Raw genomic sequence first — 18,852 nt, 5'->3', positions numbered from 1 at the left:
CTTCCGGGCAGCCGGCCGCCGGAAGGAGAGCGCCGTCACTCCGCCGTGCCGGGCGGCGCGACGGTTGCGGCGGCGCGATGCTCCACCGTACCGGCCGCCCTCACCCGGCCCGGGGCGCGTTACGGCTCGTCAGCTCTGTGGCGCCCGGGAGCCGGCGCCGTCGAGCAGCGGGGCGAGGGCGGCCCGCAGGTCCTCCGGCCGGCGGTAGTGGAGCGCGCTCATGCCCTCCCGCCGGGCAGCGGCCACGTTGGCCTCGGTGTCGTCCACGAACAGACAGCGCCCCGCCACGGTCCCGACGCGCTCGGCAGCGATGCGGTAGACCCTCGGGTCGGGCTTGGCGACGCCGATGCGCGCGGTGTTGACGACGGCGTCCGCCACCCCGCTCAGGCCCTGCCGGCCGAGGTCCAGCTCCAGTCTTGTGGTGGCGTTGGAGACCAGAGCCACCGGCGCCACCTCCCGGACCGAGGCCAGGAGCGCGACCACCTCCGGATCGACGAGCGGTACGAGCCCGGCCCAGGCGGCGACCGCGGCCCCGGCCCGGTCCGCGGAGCCGCAGACCGTGGTCAGGTCGGCCGCGACGGCGGACCGCCACTGCTCGTCGGTCACCTCGCCCGTGATCGCGGGAAGCAACCGTCGCGGGGCGAACGCGGCAGCCGCGAGTGCGCCTCGGGGCAGTCCGTGTGCGTCTTCGAGGGCATCCTGCGCGGGCCAGTGCCGGATCACGCCGTCGATGTCGCACAGCACCGCGTCGATGAGTTGGGCGGGCATGATCGGTTCTCCGTCCGCTGAACGACGGCACGCGCCGTCTTCTGACCGGTGACCTGGCCCGGCGGCCTGCGGCGCCCCCGCCGTCTGCCTCACCCATGTCACCCCATGGCTCTCGCGCGCCCCACCGTAGCCGCCCCTGCCGGGCTCCGGCGGGTGCGCACCGTACGGTCGGGTCCGTAGGCGCGAAATCGCGCGAAGCGTCCCGGGCGGCCGACGCCAGGGCCCTGCGGAAGATGTGACATGGCAAAGATCCTTTTCGTGATGACCGGTTCCGACCACTGGACCCTCGCCGACGGCTCTCCGCACCCGACCGGCTTCTGGGCCGAGGAGGCCGTTGCCCCGTACGAGGGGTTCAAGGCCGCCGGGTACGAGATCGTCGTCGCCACCCCCGGCGGCGTGGTGCCGACCGTCGACCGGGGGAGCCTGGCCCCGGAGTTCAACGACGGCCAGGAGAACGCCGACCGGGTGGCGAGCGTCCTCGCCTCCATGAGCGAACTCCAGCAGCCGCTGGACCTGGCGGACGTGGACCTGGCGGACTACGCGGCGGTTTTCTACCCCGGCGGCCACGGCCCGATGGAGGACCTGTCGGTGAACGCGGACTCCGAAGGCTGCTGGTCGGCGCGCTCGACTCGGGCCTGCCCCTCGGCATCGTCTGCCACGCCCCGGCCGCCCTGCTGGCCGCCACGAAGGACGACGGGACCAACGCGTTCGCCGGCTACCGGCTCACCGGCTTCACCAACGCGGAGGAGAGCCAGGCCGGGTTCGCGGACAAGGCCGCGTGGCTGCTCCAGGACCGCCTCGTGGAGATCGGCACCGACTTCCAGGAGGGCGAGCCGTGGGCCCCGTACGTGGTCGTCGACCGCAATCTGGTCACCGGCCAGAACCCGGCCTCCGCCGCCCCGCTCGCGGGTGAGCTGCTCAAGAAGCTCGGCTGAGCCGTCGGGCCGTCCGCTCCGGAACACGGACCGGAAACTCCGCTCCCAGGAACTGATATCCCGGCCGCCCTCTGCGGTCTCCCAGTCATCGGGCATCATCGGCGGCCTACAGGACAGGGACCTAATTCATGAGCAGTCATCACCACACGGTGGATCCGGTGCCCCTGGTGATCGCCGTGCGCAACGGTGACGCGGGGGCGCAGGACGCACTGGCCAGTGCGTACCTCCCGCTCGTCTACAACATCGTGGGCCGGGCGCTGAACGGTTCCGCGGACGTCGACGACGTGGTGCAGGAGACCATGCTCCGCGCACTGGACGGCCTCGGCGGTCTGCGCACCCCGGAGAGTTTCCGCTCCTGGCTGGTGGCGATCGCGATGAACCAGATACGTGCGCACTGGCGGGACCGCGATATCGCGCCCGGCACGCTGGAGGAGGCCGGGGAGATCGCTGACCCGGGGGCCGACTTCGTCGACCTGACGATGATGCGCCTGCAGCTGTCCGGCCAGCGCCGGGAGACGGCGTGCGCGACGCGGTGGCTGGAGCCGGACGACAGGGGCCTGCTGTCGCTGTGGTGGCTGGAGTGCGCCGGGGAGCTGACCCGGACCGAGGTGGCCGAGGCGCTGGACCTCTCCCCGCAGTACGCGGCGGTCCGGGTGCAGCGGATGAAGGCGCAGCTGGAGACGGCCCGCGTCGTCGTGCGGGCACTCGGCGCGCAGCCGCCGTGCGAGGAACTCCGCGGCGTCTGCGCGACCTGGGACGGCCGCCCCTCCGCGCTGTGGCGCAAGCGAATAGCCCGGCACGCCCGTGACTGCTTCCGGTGCTCCGGGCTGTGGAGCGGCCTGATGCCCGCAGAGGGACTGCTGGCCGGGCCGGCGCTGGTCGCCGTGCCCGCTGCGCTCCTCGCGCTGTGGCCCGGCGGCGACGACACCGCACCGGTCGCCGCCGCACACGCCCTCGACACCGGGCCGGGCGACGGCGCGACAGCCGCCCGGACGGGCCGGCACCGCTCGCGGGGCGGGCGGCACACGGGCGGACGCACCCCGTCCCGCGCCGCCGCCCGACGGCGGCGCCGGATTCAGCGCCGGGCGGTCGGCGGCGCGGTGGTGGTGGCGTGCATGACCGGCGGGGGCCTCTGGTACGCGTCCCTGGGGCCCGGGGCGGGGGCCGGGGGAGACAGCGCGTCGAGCACGTCGGCGGAGCCCATCACGGATCTCACGGCGTCCGGAAGCCCCGCCACCACCTCATCGCCGTCGCCGGCGTCCGCCTCGCCCTCACCCTCGGCCTCCGCCTCACCGTCCAAGTCCAGGAACAAGAAGCGGAGCGCCTCCGCACCTCCGGCCCGCACACCGCGCAAGAGCGTCGCCCCGGCGCCGAAGAAGACGCCCGTACCGCCGCCGAGTGCCCCCGCCAACCGGCCCGCCCCCGAGGGCGACACGGCCCAGGTCGTCGCCCTGGTCAACCAGGAGCGGGCGACGGCCGGATGCGGACCGGTCAAGGAGGACCCGCAGCTCGCGGACGCGGCACTGCGGCACTCCGACGACATGGCCGCCCGCGACTTCTTCGAGCACACCAACCCCGACGGCGCCGACCCCGGGCGCCGCATCACCGACGCCGGCTACCACTGGTCGACGTACGGCGAGAACATAGCCCGGGGCCAGCAGACTCCCGAATCGGTGATGGAGTCCTGGATGAACAGCCCCGGCCACCGCGCCAACATCCTCAACTGTGACTTCAAGGACATCGGCATCGGCATCCACCAGGGACCCGGCGGACCGTGGTGGACCCAGGACTTCGGCGCGAAGATGTGAGCCGGTCCGGCTCGTCCGTCAGTTCTCGACCTCGGTCTTGTCGCCGCCCCAGAGGGTGTGGAAGACGCCTTCGCGGTCGACCCGGCGGTAGGTGTGGGCGCCGAAGTAGTCGCGCTGGCCCTGGGTGAGCGCGGCGGGCAGGCGTTCGGCGCGCAGCGAGTCGTAGTAGGCGAGGGTGGCGGCGAAGGCGGGCGTGGGGACGCCCTGGGTGACGGCGGTGGCGACGACCGCGCGCCAGTCGTCCTGTGCGGCGGCGATCTCCTGGGCGAAGCTCTTGTCGGCCAGCAGGCTCGGCAGCCGGTCTTGCGCCTCGTAGGCGCTGGTGATCCGGTCGAGGAACGCGGCCCGGATGATGCAGCCGCCGCGCCAGATCGCGGCGACCCTGCCGAGGTCGATGTCCCAGTCGTACGTCTCGCTGCCGGCCGCGATCTCGTGGAAGCCCTGCGTGTAGGAGACGATCTTCGAGGCGTACAGGGCCTGTTCGACCTGGTCGGCGAAGGCCGCTGCCTCGTCCTGACCGAGTTCGCGGGCGGTCGGTCCGGCGAGGTGGCGTGAGGCTTCGCGGAGCGCGGCGTGGCCGGAGACGGAGCGGGCGAAGACGGCCTCTGCGATGGCGGAGACGGGAACGCCCAGGTCCAGGGCGATCTGCACGGTCCAGCGGCCGGTGCCCTTCTGCTCCGCCTGGTCGAGCACCACGTCCACGAAGGGCTTGCCGGTCGCCGCGTCCACCTGGGAGAGGACCTCCGCGGTGATCTCGATGAGGTAGGAGTCCAGGCGCCCGGTGTTCCAGGTACGGAAGGTGTCCGCGATCTGTGCGGGGGAGTATCCCGCCACGTCGCGGAGCAGCTGGTAGGCCTCACCGATCAGCTGCATGTCCGCGTACTCGATGCCGTTGTGCGTCATCTTCACGAAATGACCGGCGCCGTCCGGGCCGATGTGCGTGACACACGGTGCCCCGTCCTTGGCCTTCGCGGAGATCTTCTCCAGCATCGGCCCGAGCGAGGCGTAGGACTCGTCGCTGCCGCCGGGCATGATGCTCGGCCCGTTCAGCGCGCCCTCCTCGCCGCCGGAGATGCCGGCGCCGACGAAGTGGATACCGCGCTCGCGCAGCTCCTTCTCCCGGCGCCGGGTGTCCTCGAAGTGGGCGTTGCCGCCGTCGATGATGACGTCGCCCTCCTCCAGCAGCGACGCGAACTCCTGGATCACCGCGTCCGTGGGCTCGCCCGCCTTCACCATGACGACCAGGCGCCGGGGCCGCTCCAGCGCTTCGACGAACTCCTGCGGCGTGTGCGCGGCGACGAAGGTCCCCTCGTCGCCGAAGTCCTCCACCAGGGCGTCGGTCTTCGCCGCCGTGCGATTGTGCACCGCGACCGTGAAGCCGTTGCGGGCGAAGTTGCGGGCGAGGTTGCGGCCCATCACCGCGAGCCCGGTGACGCCGATCTGCGCGGTGCCGCTCATCTGGGTGCTCCTGCAATCTGTCGGGGGAGGCCGGGACGCTGCGGTGTCGCGGCGCCGGGATGTCGCGTTATTCCAGTATGGATACGGGCCCGGCGGACGGCCTGTTCAGCCGGGCAGGCGGGTGCGCGCCGCCCTCCCGGGCGCCTCGCACCGTCCTCCGTTCCCTCCGGTGCCCCGCTCGCTCGTCTTGACACTCGCTGAGCGGCGGCGCAACACTGGTTCCGGTTGGGAGAGCGCTCTCCCGGCCGGGTTCACACCCGGGCCCGTCCGCCGGTCCCGCAGCCCGCCCGCACCGTCCCATCCCCGCTGTCGGTGCGGTGAGGAAGTCCGCGGTGGTCATGGAAATCCATGACCACCGCGGACTCATGCCCGGAACCGGACCCGGCCGGAGCCCGGCGGAAGGATTCCGTGGAAACGCGAAACCTCCGGCCGCGGCGGTCGTCCGCCGCGGCCGGAGACAGGCCGGCCACCAGGGCCGGCCGGGGTCAGGCGGCCCTGCCCGAACGGCCCGTGGTGGCCTCACGGATCAGCTCCGCGTAGCGCCGGCCACTGCTCTTGACCGTGCGGCGCTGCGTCGCGTAGTCCACGTGGACCAGGCCGAAGCGCTTGTCGTAGCCGTACGCCCACTCGAAGTTGTCCAGCAGCGACCAGGCGAAGTACCCGGCCAGCGGCGCGCCCTTGCGGACGGCGCGGGCACAGGCGGCGAGGTGCTCCTCCAGGTACTGGGTGCGCTCCGGGTCGTGCACCGAACCGTCGGCCAGGACGACGTCCTGGTACGCCGAGCCGTTCTCGGTGACGTAGAGGCGCTCGACGCCGTATTCCTCGGTCAGGCGCAACAGCAGCTGCTCCAGGCCCTGGGCGTGCACCTCCCAGTCCATGTGGGTGTGGCGGGAGCCGGGCAGATAGACCTGCTTGGCGTGCGGGACGGGGCCCGTCGCGTCGGCGGTGACGACCTGGCGGAAGTAGTAGTTGACGCCCAGCCAGTCGAGCGGTGCGGAGATGAGCTCCATGTCGCCCTCCTGGACGGGGAGTTCGACTCCGTACAGGTCGACCATGTCCTGCGGGTAGCCGCGTCCGAGGATCGGGTCGAGCCACCAGCGGTTGGTGTGCCCGTCGCCGCGCACGGCGGCGGCCCGGTCCGCCTCGCGGTCGGTGGCGGCCTCCACCGGGCTGAGGTTGTTGACGATGCCGACGCGGGCGTCCGGGGACGCGGCCCGGATCGCCCGGACGGCGAGACCGTGTCCCAGGTGCAGGTGGTACGAGGCCCGGACGGCGGCGGTCAGGTCGGTGAGACCGGGCGCCATGGTGCCTTCGAGGTGGCCGATCCAGGCCGAGCAGAGCGGCTCGTTCAGGGTCGCCCAGTCCTTGACGCGGTCGCCGAGGCGGTCCACGACGACGGAGGTGTACGCGGCGAAGTGCTCCGCGGTCTCCCGTACGGTCCAGCCGCCCCGGTCCTGGAGCGCCTGCGGCAGGTCCCAGTGGTAGAGCGTGGCGAACGGGGTGATGCCGGCGTCGAGGAGGCCGTCGACGAGGCGGTCGTAGAAGTCGAGACCGGCCGCGTTGACGGGGCCGTCGCCGCCCGGGACGATCCGGGGCCAGGCGAGGGAGAAGCGGTACGCGCCCGCCCCCACCTCCTTGATGAGGCCGATGTCCTGCGGCACCCGGTGGTAGTGGTCGCAGGCCACGTCGCCGGTGTCGCCGCCGGCCACCTTGCCCGGGGTGTGGGAGAACGTGTCCCAGATGGAGGGGGCGCGGCCGTCCTCGGCCACGGCTCCCTCGATCTGGTATGCGGCGGTGGCGACGCCCCAGGTGAAGTCGGCGGGCAGGGCGCTGAGGTCGTTCACGGACTTCCTTTCCGAAGTGGTCATTTGACGGCTCCCGCGGTGAGGCCGGCGACCAGGTAGCGCTGCAGGAGCAGGAAGCCGGCGACGATCGGCACGCTGACGACGAGCGAGGCGGCCATGACCTGGTTCCAGTAGACGTCGTTCTGTGTGGCGTAGCCCTGCAGACCGACGGCGAGCGTGCGGGTGGTGTCGTTGGTCATCACGGAGGCGAAGAGCACCTCGCCCCACGCCGTCATGAACGCGTACACGGCGACCGCGACGATGCCGGGCACGGCGGCCGGCACGACGACCCGGAACAGGGCGCCGAGCGGTCCGCAGCCGTCCACGAGGGCGGCCTCGTCCAGATCCTTCGGGATCGAGTCGAAGTAGCCGATGAGCATCCAGATGGAGAACGGCAGCGAGAACGTCAGATACGTGAGGATCAGTCCGCCGCGCGAGCCGTACAGCGCGATGCCGGTGCTGTTGCCGATGTTGACGAAGATGAGGAACAGCGGGAGCAGGAAGAGGATGCCGGGGAACATCTGGGTGGAGAGCACCGTGACGGTGAAGACGCGCTTGCCGCGGAACTTGTAACGGCTCACGGCGTACGCGGAGAACACCGCGATGATCACCGAGAGGACCGTCGCCGAACCCGCCACGACCAGCGAGTTGACGAAGTACCGGGCCAGCGGGACGGTGTCCCAGATGTCGAAGTACGGCTGGACCGTCAGCCCGGACGGTATCCAGTGGAACTTTCCGGAGACGTCCTGGAGCGGCTTGAGCGAACTGCTGATCATCACGTAGACGGGCAGCAGCGCGAAGGCGGCCAGGAACGTCAGGATGACGCGGCGGGTCCAGAGGAAGGACTGCGGAGCGGCCATCGGGGACCGCCTCCGGGCCCGGGACTTCGACGCCCCGGGCGCCACGGCCGACTGGGCTTGGCTAGGCATCGGCGCCCTTCCTTCCGCGTGAGGTGATGAGCAGGTAGCCGGCCGTCACGAGCAGCAGGAAGAGCAGCAGCAGGACGGACATGGCGGATCCGGTGCCGAAGTTCCAGGTGACGAACGACGACTGGTAGATGTGGATCGAGATCAGGTCCGCGTTCTCCGGCGCTGCCTTCCCGAACAGCACGTACGGGGTGTTGAAGTCGTTGAACGTCCACAGGAACAGGACCAGCACGAGGACCTGGTTGACCGGGCGCAGCGCGGGCAGGGTGATCTTGCGGATCTGCTGCCAGATGCCGGCGCCGTCGATCGCGGAGGCCTCGTACAGCTCGCGCGGGATGTTCTGGAGCCCCGCCATCACGATGAGGAAGGCGAACGGCCAGCCCTTCCAGACCGAGACGATGGTCAGGGCGTAGATGCTGTTGTCACCGATCAGCCAGAAGGACGGCTGGTCGGTCAGCCCGAGCTGGTCGTGGAGCACGTGGTTGACCAGGCCGTTGTCCCGCTGGAACATGAACGCCCAGGTGATGACGGCCGCGTAGACCGGCAGGGCGTACGGCACCAGGAAGATCGCCCGGAGGAAGCCCCGGCCGCGGAAGTTCTCCTGCAGCATGATCGCCGCCGCGACCCCGAACAGCCACGCCAGGCCGACGGCGAAGAACGTGAAGACGCAGGTGACGAAGAACGAGTGGAGCAGCGCCTCGCCGATCGGGGCGTTGACGTCCACGGCGATCTTGTAGTTGTCGAAGCCGCTCCAGGGCGCTCCGCCCCAGTTGTTGATGTAGAACTGCGTGAGCTGGCGGAAGCTCATCACGATTCCGATGATCATCGGAATCACATGGACGAGGAGTTCGAGCAGGACGGCCGGCAGGAGCAGGAGATAGGGCAGTCCGCCCTGGCGGATCCGGTCGGGGATGCGCGGCAGCCTCCTGCGCGCACCCCCGCTGCCCCGGCTCGTCACCCTGTCCGACTTTTCCGTCCGGCTGTCGGTGGTCACGGTGGCGGTCATGAGGAAGCCTTACTGCTGCATCGTCTGCTGGGCCTTTTCGAGGCGCGCCTTGACGGATTCGGTGGTCACGGGGCGTCCGGCTGCGGCGTCGGCCCACAGCTCCTTGACCGCCGTACCCACGGCCGTCTCGAACTGCGACTCGTTCGGCACCTGGGGCAGCGGGGCCGCGCTCTTGGCCAGCGTGTCGCGCAGTACCGCGAGGTCGGGTGCGGAGAACGCCTTGTCGGCCTGGGCGGTCTTGACCGGCGGGATCGATCCGTAGGTCTTGTTGAGCAGCTTCTGCTCGGCGTCGCTGGTCATGAACTTCACGAACTTCTTGGCGCCGTCGATGTTCTTGGTGTTCTTGAACACCGCCATGTTGATGCCGGCGACCATGGAGTTGGTGCTCTTGCCGGTGCCCGGAGTACCGGCGGCGACGGGGACCGGCGCCGCGCCCCAGTCCTCGGGCTTCATGCCCTGGGAGGCGAAGGTGGAGGCGGCGGCCTGCCATAGCACCATCGCGGTCTTGCCCTTGGCGAAGTCCGTCAGGGACTGGTTCTGCGCGTACTCCGCGTTGCCCGGAGCGATGATCTTGTCCTTGGCCATGAAGTCGATGTACTGCTTCACGGCGGCGACGGCACCGTCGGAGGTGAAGGTCGCCTTGCCGGACTTGTCGAAGAAGTCCGCACCGTGCTGCTGGCCCAGGACGAAGGTCTGGTGGATGTTGTTGGAGAGGTTGGAGCCCTCGGCGCCCAGCCCCCACTTGCCGTCCTTGGAGAGCTTCTTGCCGTCCGCGACCAACTCGTCCCAGGTGGCCGGCGGCTTGCTGATGCCCGCCTCCGCGAAGCTCTTCTTGTTGTAGTAGAGGGCGTACGCGAGGGAGTACAGCGGCACCGCGGAGGGGTCCTTGCCCTCCGCGCCGGCCGAGGCGACCGCCGACTCGACGAAGCGGTCCCGGCCGCCGATCGCGTCGAAGTTCTCCTTGTTCCAGGGGAGCAGCGCGCCCGTCGCCTGAAGCGATGCCGACCAGGTGTTGCCGATGTTCAGCACGTCCGGGCCCTGACCGGACGTGGTGGCGGCGAGGATCCGGTTGAGCAGGTCGGCCCAGGGCACGACCTCCAGCTTGACCTTGATGCCGGTCTGCTTCTCGAACTTCTTCAGCTCGGGGGTCAGGATCTTCTTGTCGGCCTCGATGCTGGGGCCCTGGTTGGACGCCCAGTAGGTGAGGGTCTTCGGCGAATCGTTGCTGCCGCCCGAGGCGGACGAACCGCCTCCGCAGCCGGTGACGCCGGCGGCGATGGAGATCGCGAGGGTGACTGCTGCTGCGGCTCTGACGTTGCGCATGCTGAATGGCCCCTTTCCGGGGAGGAAGGCCGTGTTCGAGAACCGAACGGTCTTCAGGACTTAATTTATGACGTGATTTAAGAGCTGAGAGAAGGTCGCGTCAAGTCCCGCGGTCACGGTATGTTGCGGGAAGGGAAGGAGCCACATGGCTGAGCGCAACAGACGGACCGTGCGTGACCTGCGACGGGGCAACCGGGCAAGGGTATTGCAACGGTTGTATTTCGACGGCCCGCTGAGCCGCCAGGAGCTCGGTCCCGCCACCGGGCTGAGCTCGGGTTCCATCAGCAACGTTGTTACGGAACTTGATGCCGAAGGCCTCTTGGAGGAGGCCGGAGTCGTCGATTCCGACGGCGGCCGCCCCCGCACGCTGCTGCGCGTCGCACCCTCGGGCGGTCTCCTGATCGGCATCGACATCGGGGAGACCCGGATCAGGGTGGAGCTCTTCGATCTCTCCCTCACCGAACTCGCCCGTACCGAAAGGCTGTTGGCCCAGCACGGTTACGACGTCAGCCGCATCGTCGGCCACGTCCGCAGCGGGGTCGCCGATGTGCTGCGCGACGCCGGGGCCGATCCGCGCCGGCTGCTCGGCATCGGGATCGGCGTCCCGGGAATCATCGAGCGGGACGCCCCGGACGGTGCCGTCGGTGATGTGGGCTCCGTCGTCCACGGCCAGACGATCGACTGGAGCGCCGTCCCCTTCGAACAGCTGCTCCGCGCAGCTGTCCGGGTCCCGCCGGAGGTCCCGTTCTTCATCGACAACGGCGCCAAGACACTGGGCCAGGCCGAGATGTGGTTCGGCGGCGGCCGGGGCGCGGGAGCCTCGGCCATCGCGCTCATCGGCTCCGGTGTCGGCGCCTGCGTGAACCACGGCGACCTGCTCGACGAGGACCGCAGCAGCATGGCCCTCGAATGGGGCCACACCACCGTTCAGCTGCGCGGACGCCGCTGCCGGTGCGGCTCCATCGGCTGCCTGGAGGCGTACGCGGGCGCGGAGGCGATGCGCGAGCGCTGGCGCGAGGCGGGCGGCCCGCTCGCCGACGACGCCGACGACGAGACCGCGCTCGCCGCGCTGCTGGCCGCCGCCTACCCCGGCCCCGGCGGCGAGCCCGACCCGCTTGCGGTGTCACTCCTGGACGAGACGGCCGAATGCCTGGGCGCGGCGCTGGGAGACCTGATCAACCTCTTCCTGCCCGAGCGCATCCTGCTCGGCGGCTGGGCGGGCCTGCTGATCGGGCCGCACCTGCTGCCCGACATCCGCCGTTACGCCCAGGAGTACGCCCTGCGGCACGCGGCGGCCCGCACCACGATCGAGATGGGCCGCCTGGGCCCGGACGCGGTCACGGTCGGCGCCGCGACGCTCCCGCTGGCCGACTTCCTCGCCAGAGGCGGCAGCCGCCCGGCCCCCGAGCCCCGGCCCGCCGCCCCGGCACCGGGATTCCGGACCGCCGCGGACGCCGTACGTAAGCGGGAGTACCCGCAGACCGCTTCGGACGCGACGGGCTGAGGGGGCGTGGACCGTTCATGGCGAGGGCGGCGACCGGCCCGCGGGGCGCCACGCGGCCGGCCAGACCACGTCCCGGGCCACGGCCCCCGGGACGCCGAGATCGGCCCGAGCGCGCGCGACGTAGCGGTCCCGAGCCTGGCGGAACTCCAGATACGCCTGGTCCCAGTCCTGTTCGGCCTCCGTGGGGATCCCGCGGGCCAGGGATTCCAGCCGCCACACACAGTGGTCCAGCGTCTTGGAGGCGGTGTTCGCCTCGGTGTCACCGAGCAGCGCGAGCGTCTCGGAGAGCGCGGACCGGCGGGACTCCAGCGCGCCGAGCTCCACGAGCATGCCGGGGGCCGGCTCCGGAGACGCCGGGCCCGGTGTCAGGCCGCGAGCGACGGCCAGGGTCCGGTAACCGGCCGCCAGTTCCTTGACGGCGTGGGCGTACTCGGCGTAGGCCGTCAACCGGCGTTCGTCCCACCGCACGGCCTGCTGCCTGCGCCACCTGGTCCGCTCGTTCAGGCTCGTCATCACGTACGACATGAGCGCCCCGAGGGCGACACCCGCGAGAGGGAGTATCCGGTCGGCCAGACTCACAGGGGACTCCGATCAGGTGGCACGATGACGCGGCGACCGCCCGATACTTTCCGCGGCGGCCGTGATCGCGCAACCCCGAACGGCGCCGCGGCACCAAGTGTCCTCGCGCCGGACAGCTCCTACGCCGAGTCCCGCACCACCAGCGCCGGTTCGAAGATCACGGAGGTCGTCGCCCCGTCCGGTTTCGCCAGCCGTTCGATGAGCAGCCGGGCCATCTCGGCGGCCATCGCCTCGACGGGCTGCCGGATCGTGGTCAGCGGCGGGCGGCAGGCGGACGCCGCGCTGCTGTCGTCGAATCCGATCACCGCGACGTCCTCCGGCACCCGCTTCCCGTGTTCCCGCAGGACGTGGCAGGCGCCCACCGCCATCAGGTCGTTGGCCGCGAACACCCCGTCCACATCGGGATGTTCGACCAGCAGCCGCTCCATCGCGGCCTCGCCGCTCTCCTGGGTGAACTGCCCCTCCGCGATCGGGATGTACGGGTGCCCGAGCCCCGTCATCGTGTCGCGGAAACCCGCCAGCCGTTCCTGCCCGGCGGGCACGTCGAGCGGCCCGGTGATGGTCGCGATGCGGCGGCAGCCCCGCGACAGCAGATGCTCGGCCGCCAGCCGCGCCCCGTCCTGGTGGGCGAGGTCGACATAGCTGATCCGGACTGGGCGGGCCGGCCGTGCGTACAGCACCGCGGGCAGCCCCGCGTCCGTCAGCAGACCCGGCAGCGGGTCCTCCGCGTGCGTCGAGACGACCAGGGCGCCGTCGGCGCTGCCCTGGCGGAGGAACGAGACCACGTCCTCCCTGGCCCGTGACGTCTCGGCGAACATCAGCACCGGATGCATGCCTCGCGGCCGCAGGTAGTTGACCACCCCGGTCACCACCCGGCCGAAGAACGGGTCCGCGAACACCTGCGCGGTGAAGGCCGACCCGCTGTCGGGCTCGCCGGTCTCCGCGGACCCGGAGCCGGACGGGCGTACCCCGTCCGCCGGTTCGGTCTCCACCCCGGCGCCAGAGACCACCAGCGCGATGGCATCGGTGCGCCGGGTCACCAAGGAGCGCGCCGCGCGGTTGGGGGCGTATCCGGTGCTGGCGACCGCCCGGCGCACGGCCTCCTGGATCACCGGATCGACATTGCGTACTCCGTTGATCACCCGGGAGACGGTGGCGCGGGAGACTCCGGCCGCCCTCGCCACATCCTCCAGGGTGGGTGTACCGGCCGAGCGCAGATCATCCGTCATGAGCGCATTTATAGCACCGACGGAGAGCGCTCTCCATCGTGGTGCGAAGGGTCCGGAACACCTGCGCCCGGCGAGGGTGCCGGCCCGGTCGCCGTCAGCGTCGCGCTGAGCGGCAGTTCGCCCGCCGAGCGTCCGGCCAGCAGTGTGAACCCGCCGGGCTCCGTCTCCCAGCCGTGCCGCTCCGCCGACCAGTGCGCCAGGGCCCGCCCGGACACCCGCACCACCGCGACCACGCTCTCCGCCGGCCTCGCCCGGACGGCCGCGTATCCGATCAGCCGGCGCACCGGCCGCTCCACGGAGGACCCGCTCCTGGCGAGATAGACCTGGACCACCTCGCGGCCGGACCGGCGGCCCGAGTTGCGTACCCGGACCCGCACGTCGAACGGCTCCCCGGCCCGTGCCCCGGCCGGGGCCGTCAGCTCCTCGTACTCCCAGTCCGTGTAGCCCAGTCCGTGGCCGAACCAGTAGGCGGGCGTGGAGCCGGAGCGCAGCCAGGCCCGGTAGCCGATGTGCTGGCCCTCCTCGTAGCGCAGCCGCCCGTCGGGGCCGGGCAGGGTGTCGAGCACCGGTACGTCGTCCTGGGCGGCGCCCCAGGTGGTCGGCAGCCGGCCGCCCGGCTCCGCCCGGCCGAACAGTACGTCCGCCAGCCCGCTGCCGGCCTCCTGCCCGGGGAACCAGGCGAGCAGCAGTGCGGGCACCCGGGTGTGCCAGGGAAGGGCGACCGGGCCGCCCGAGTTGACCACGACCACCGTGCGCGGATTGGCCCGCACCACGGCCCGGACGAGCGCGTCCTGCCCCTGTGGCAGTTCGAGGCTCTCGCGGTCGTGCCCCTCGGACTCGCTCTGCTCTGTGGTCCCCACGACCACCACCGCGACCTCCGCCGCCCGTGCGGCGGCGACGGCTTCCGCGAGCGCGGCGGGTGCGTCCCCGGCGGGCGGGGCGGCGGCGAGGATCGTCGCGACTCCGGAACGCGGCGCGAGCGAGCGCAGCGCCACCACCTCCACCTCCTCGCCCGCCGCGAGTTCGGTCCGCGTGCCGTGCTCGGGCGGCGCGACATGGACCCGGGTCGGATCGTCACTGTCCAGCGGGAAGGTCCCGGCCAGCACCTCCCGGCCGCCGACGGACAGCGAGATGTCGCCCCAGCCGCCCACCGCCCAGGTCCACACCCCGCCCACCGGCGGCCGGACCAGCGCCCGGATCTCCACGGCGGCCGCGCCCTCGACCGTGACGGAGGGCTCCACGATCCGGCCGGACAGCCGGTGCTCCGCGTGGAGTTCGGCCCCGCTCGCGTCCAACAGCCGTACGAGTACGCCGGGTTCCCCGGACCGGGGGTCGCGCGACCAGTCCCGGCCGAGGGGCCGGGGCAGCGGCGACGGCGGCAGTCCCGGCCGGTAGGTCACCCGCACGTCCCCGCCCAGCGCCTCCTGGATCGCCGCCAGCGGAGTCACCACGGAGTCGGGGAAGACCTCCGCGCTGCCGCCGCCCTGGATCCGTACGGCCGAGGCGTGCGGGCCGATCACCGCGACCGAGCGCAGCGCCGCCGGATCGAGCGGGAGCAGCGGCCCGTCGTTGCGGAGCAGCACCGAACCGGCGGCGACGGCGCGGCGCAGCAGGGCGCGCCGGGCGGCGGGGGCGACCGCGGGCCGCTGTACCGGACCGGTCGAGCCGAGCGCGCCCACGCGTCGCGCCAGCCGCAGCAGCCGCCGCACCTTGTCGTCGATCACCTCCGCGGGGACCAGCCCCCGTTCCAGGGCGGCGAGCAGGCCGGCCGCCCAGGGGCCGTCGGGTCCGGGCATCACCAGGTCCTGTGCGGAGCGGGCGGTGTCCAGGAGGGTCCGCACGCCTCCCCAGTCCGATACGACGGTCCCGTCGAACCCCCATGCGCTCTTGAGCGGGCTCTCCAGCAGCGCGGACGCGGACATCGTCACGCCGTCGACCTTGTTGTACGCCGACATCACGGCCCAGACCCCGGCCTCCACCGCGGCCTCGAAGGGGGCGAGGTAGACCTCGTGCAGGGTCTGCTCGTCCATGCGGACGTCCACGGTCAGCCGGTCCGTCTCGGCGTCGTTGGCGACGAAGTGCTTGGCGGTGGCGGCGACCCCGCCGGACTGGATGCCCCTGATGAGCGCGGCCCCGGTCCGCCCGGTGAGCAGCGGGTCCTCGGAGAAGCATTCGAAGTGCCGCCCGCCCAGCGGGGAGCGGTGCAGGTTCAGGGTCGGGGCGAGGACCACGTCCACCCCCTTGCGGCGGGCCTCGGCGGCGAGCAGCGCGCCGAGATCCGTGAGCAGCCGCTCGTCCCAGGCGGCCGCCATCGCGGTCGGGGAGGGGAGCACGAGCGAGGTCTCGCGCTCGTCCCACGTCTCGCCGCGCACCCCGGCGGGGCCGTCGGAGAGGGTGAGGGCGCGCAGTCCGACAGCCGGTTCGGGGTGGGTGCGCCAGGTGCTCCCGCCGGTCAGCAGACGTACCTTCTGCGCGGCGTCGAGCTTCTCCAGCAGCGGATCGATCTCTTCGTCCGTCATGACGACCATGTCCCTTCACCCAAGCGTTCCCCTAGCCGGAGAGCGCTCTCCCGTCGTGCCTGGGCCAGCGTCGCTGGCCGACGTCGGCCGTGTCAATGGGGAACGGTTGCGCGGGGGTCGAGGCGGGTTACCGGTCGCGCTCTTGTCATCACCCGTTGTCAGCACATAAGTTGACCGCTTGCGACGTGTCCTACTGTCAGTGGGGGAGCCAAGTCATGGCCGCGAACGGACGGCACCGCAGATACCAGCCGAGCCGCATCAACCGCGCCTCGGTGCTGGTCACAGCGGGCGGTGCGGGACTAGCACTCCCGCTGATCACGGCCGCGTCCGCAGGTGCGGCGTCGGGCGATGTCTGGGAGAAGGTGGCCGCGTGCGAGTCCACCGGCAACTGGCACATCAATAACGGCAACGGCTATTTCGGCGGGCTCCAGTTCACCCGGTCGACCTGGGCGGCGTACGGCGGCGCGGAGTACGCGCCACGCGCCGACCTGGCCAGCAGGGACCAGCAGATCGCCATCGCGGAGAAGGTCCTGAAGGGTCAGGGGCCGGGCGCCTGGCCGGTCTGTTCCGCGCGGGCGGGACTGGCACGGGGCGGCGATTCTCCCGACATCAGCCCGCAGTCCGAGCGGACGACCAAGGTCGCGGCGCCGAAACGGGCCGCCCCGGAGGCCAAGGCCTCCGAAGCCAAGGCCTCGGCACCCGCGAAGGCCCGGCCGAAGCAGACTCCGGCGGCCGGCACGCCGACATCGGTGCCGGGCAAGCGCGACTCGTACACCGTGGCGAGCGGGGACTCGCTCTCCGGGATCGCGGCCGACCGCGATCTCGGTGCCTGGCAGCGGCTGTACTCGGCGAACCGCAAGGTCGTCGGTGACGACCCGGACCTGATCTTCCCCGGCCAGCGGCTGAGCCTCGACCTCGCCGGTACTCCACGGGCGGCCACGAAGAGCGCCCCGAAGGCCGATCCGAAGCCGGCGGTCCGGCCTGCGCCGAAGCAGGCGCACCCCGAGCGGACGGCCAGGCCGTCGCACCCCAAGCCGGTGGCACAGCCCAAGCAGCAGGCCCGGCCCGCACCGAAGAAGACCGAGACCCACAAGGTCGAGACCCACAAGGTCGAGGCCCACAAGAAGACTGAGACGCACAAGAAGACCGAGGCCCATAAGAAGACCGAGGCCCGCAAGAGCGGGCACACCGCGAAGCACGCCGGGATCACGGCCCCGGTCGAGGCCCGCACCGGCACCCAGTACAGGCAGTCCGGTGCCTGGTCGAGCGGCTACCACACGGGCGTCGACTTCCCCGTGCCCACCGGCACCTCGGTCAAGGCGATGTCTTCCGGCACGGTCGTCACGGCCGGCTGGGGAGGGGCGTACGGCTACCAGATCGTCATCCGGCACAGCGACGGCAAGTACAGCCAGTACGCGCACCTCTCGGCGCTCCACGTGCGCGCCGGGCAGCGGGTCGGTGAGGGGCAGCGCATCGCCCGCTCCGGCGCCACCGGCAACGTGACGGGTCCGCACCTGCACTTCGAGGTCCGCACCGGCCCCGAGTACGGCTCCGACATCGACCCGCTGGCCTACCTCAGGGCGGGCGGCGTCAAGGTCTGAACGGTCCCGCCCCGACCGGTGTCATCGGCCGTCACGGCTGTGGCGCCGGCAGCGGCGGGTGAGGCGGTGGACCCGGCGGGCGATCCGCCGCGCCCCGCGCCGGCGGTGTGCGGCGGCCGCGGGCCCGGACCGAACTCGACCTGCACCGACCGGAGCCCCGGCGGGGTCCGGACAGGCGGCGACAGCCGGCTGGGAAGCGCTTCCGGAATCGAGTGCTCCGGCCCCGCGGGACCGGGGAACGCCACCGCGCCCCGAGCCGCCCCGGCCTGCCGCCGTGCTGCGCCCGCCGGGTCCGGGGAGCCGGCGGGCCCGCCGAAATCCCCGGCCTCCCCGCCGGAGACGGTTGAGCCACCGGGTCCGGCGACGGTTGAGCCACCGGGTCCGGGTGAGGCATCGGATCCGGGTACGGCGGGTGAGCGGGAGGCGCCCGGGGCCTCGTCCGCGCTCTTCCCGGCCTGCCGAGCCCCGCCGTCCGCCGCCTCCTGGGCCCGCCGGCGCTCCGCGCCCATCCGTTCCGTGGTGAGCAGGATCAGCCCGCCGGCCGCGACGACCCCGCAGACGAGGGCGAGCATGGCGCCCGCGGTGCCGTGCCGGAACGACTCACCGAACAGCGTGAGGCCGACGACGGCCGCGACCACCGGATTCACCACGGTGACCGTGGCGAGCGGGGCGGTCAGACCCGCACCCCGGTAAGCGGCCTGCGACAGCAGCAGCCCGGTGGCGGCGAGGGCCGCGATCACCAGCAGGGCAGGCAGCCCGGTTCCGACAGAGCCCGAGGTCCACTCCATGGCCACGGTCTTCGTGAACACGGAGGCGATACCGAACGCCACACCGGCGGCCGCCGCCAGGACCACGCTCCGCATCACCGGCCGGCGCATCGCCTTCGACAGCAGGACGAGCGCCGCCACCGCGCCGGACGTCATCGTGCCGAGCATCAGTTGCTGCGGGCCGCCCAGGGTGTGGGCGTCGGAGCTTCCGGTGAGGGCGAGCAGACCCGCCAGCCCGACGGTCGCCATCACCGCGCCGCGCCAGGCCGTCGCCCCGGCCCTGCGGTGGACGAAGAGGGCGGCCATCGGCAGGGCGAAGACGATGGTCAGGGCGCCCAACGGCTGCACGAGGCTGAGCGGGCCGTAGGCCAGCGCCACCACGTGCAGAAGCGCTCCCACCCCGTTCAGGGCGACCGCGGCCCACCAGACCCGATTGCGCAGCGGAGCGAACGAGCGGCCGTCGGAGGCCGTGGCGACGCGCTCCTGGACGATCGCGCCGGCCGCGTAGGCGACCGCGGAGACCAGTGACAGCAGCACGGACAGCGCGAGGGAACTCATGTACACCACGATGGCCCTTCAAAGCCG

13 protein-coding genes and 1 pseudogene are annotated in these 18,852 nt (G+C 72.0%); 4 read left to right on the top strand and 10 right to left on the bottom strand.

What is annotated here, in order from left to right:
* Positions 1-129 precede the first annotated feature (129 nt).
* Entirely contained in the window at positions 130-768 is a 639-nt protein-coding gene (locus tag RLT59_RS02500; protein WP_311301826.1) for an HAD-IA family hydrolase, read from the bottom strand.
* Between the two features lie 240 nt (positions 769-1,008).
* Between RLT59_RS02500 and RLT59_RS02495 the strand changes: the two are divergent.
* Together RLT59_RS02495 and RLT59_RS02490 are read left to right on the top strand one after the other, a co-directional pair.
* A pseudogene (locus RLT59_RS02495) lies at positions 1,009-1,703 on the top strand (type 1 glutamine amidotransferase domain-containing protein).
* 128 nt (positions 1,704-1,831) lie between these two features.
* On the top strand, positions 1,832-3,511 hold the full coding sequence (locus RLT59_RS02490; protein ID WP_311301825.1) for a sigma-70 family RNA polymerase sigma factor: 1,680 nt from the start codon (positions 1,832-1,834) through the stop codon (positions 3,509-3,511).
* 18 nt (positions 3,512-3,529) lie between these two features.
* On the opposite strand, the gene gndA is transcribed toward RLT59_RS02490, so the two are convergent.
* The 5 genes from gndA to RLT59_RS02465 all read right to left on the bottom strand — a co-directional run bounded on the left by gndA (position 3,530) and on the right by RLT59_RS02465 (position 10,068).
* On the bottom strand, positions 3,530-4,969 hold the full coding sequence (gene gndA, locus RLT59_RS02485) for an NADP-dependent phosphogluconate dehydrogenase (RefSeq protein ID WP_311301824.1): 1,440 nt from the start codon (positions 4,967-4,969) through the stop codon (positions 3,530-3,532).
* A gap of 485 nt (positions 4,970-5,454) precedes the next feature.
* The gene (locus tag RLT59_RS02480; RefSeq protein WP_311307589.1) at positions 5,455-6,813 is read right to left on the bottom strand and encodes a GH1 family beta-glucosidase; all 1,359 of its coding nucleotides are present in this window, start codon (positions 6,811-6,813) and stop codon (positions 5,455-5,457) included.
* 20 nt (positions 6,814-6,833) lie between these two features.
* The gene (locus tag RLT59_RS02475) at positions 6,834-7,673 is read right to left on the bottom strand and encodes a carbohydrate ABC transporter permease (protein WP_073734574.1); all 840 of its coding nucleotides are present in this window, start codon (positions 7,671-7,673) and stop codon (positions 6,834-6,836) included.
* Between the two features lie 61 nt (positions 7,674-7,734).
* On the bottom strand, positions 7,735-8,745 hold the full coding sequence (locus tag RLT59_RS02470; RefSeq protein ID WP_311301823.1) for a carbohydrate ABC transporter permease: 1,011 nt from the start codon (positions 8,743-8,745) through the stop codon (positions 7,735-7,737).
* 9 nt (positions 8,746-8,754) lie between these two features.
* Positions 8,755-10,068, bottom strand: a complete 1,314-nt coding sequence (locus RLT59_RS02465; protein ID WP_311301822.1) for an ABC transporter substrate-binding protein — start codon at positions 10,066-10,068, stop codon at positions 8,755-8,757.
* Positions 10,069-10,213: 145 nt separating this feature from the next.
* On the opposite strand from RLT59_RS02465, the gene RLT59_RS02460 reads away from it, so the two are divergent.
* Entirely contained in the window at positions 10,214-11,572 is a 1,359-nt protein-coding gene (locus RLT59_RS02460) for an ROK family transcriptional regulator (RefSeq protein WP_311301821.1), read from the top strand.
* 15 nt (positions 11,573-11,587) lie between these two features.
* Here RLT59_RS02460 and RLT59_RS02455 read toward each other — a convergent pair whose 3' ends face one another.
* From RLT59_RS02455 to RLT59_RS02445, 3 genes are all read right to left on the bottom strand, one after another.
* Positions 11,588-12,151, bottom strand: coding sequence for a hypothetical protein (locus tag RLT59_RS02455; RefSeq protein ID WP_311301820.1), 564 nt, complete (start codon positions 12,149-12,151; stop codon positions 11,588-11,590).
* A 119-nt stretch (positions 12,152-12,270) separates the two neighbouring features.
* Positions 12,271-13,380 (bottom strand): LacI family DNA-binding transcriptional regulator, encoded by a 1,110-nt coding sequence (locus tag RLT59_RS02450; protein WP_311301819.1) that lies wholly within the window; start codon positions 13,378-13,380, stop codon positions 12,271-12,273.
* An 8-nt stretch (positions 13,381-13,388) separates the two neighbouring features.
* Positions 13,389-15,908 carry a glycoside hydrolase family 3 C-terminal domain-containing protein gene (locus RLT59_RS02445; protein ID WP_311301818.1) on the bottom strand — a complete coding sequence of 840 codons (2,520 nt, stop codon included), beginning with the start codon at positions 15,906-15,908 and terminating at the stop codon, positions 13,389-13,391.
* A 206-nt stretch (positions 15,909-16,114) separates the two neighbouring features.
* Here RLT59_RS02445 and RLT59_RS02440 point away from each other — a divergent pair, with 206 nt between their 5' ends.
* Entirely contained in the window at positions 16,115-17,500 is a 1,386-nt protein-coding gene (locus RLT59_RS02440; RefSeq protein ID WP_311301817.1) for a transglycosylase family protein, read from the top strand.
* Here the strand turns inward: RLT59_RS02440 and RLT59_RS02435 are convergent.
* On the bottom strand, positions 17,470-18,825 hold the full coding sequence (locus RLT59_RS02435) for a DMT family transporter (RefSeq protein WP_311301816.1): 1,356 nt from the start codon (positions 18,823-18,825) through the stop codon (positions 17,470-17,472). The genes RLT59_RS02440 and RLT59_RS02435 overlap by 31 nt on opposite strands.
* Positions 18,826-18,852: the final 27 nt, after the last annotated feature.

It is taken from the genome of Streptomyces sp. ITFR-6 (genome assembly GCF_031844725.1).
Taxonomy (GTDB): Bacteria; Actinomycetota; Actinomycetes; order Streptomycetales; family Streptomycetaceae; genus Streptomyces.
The sequence above is the reverse complement of the archived record's forward strand: the minus strand, read 5'-3'. Positions and strand labels throughout refer to the sequence as shown.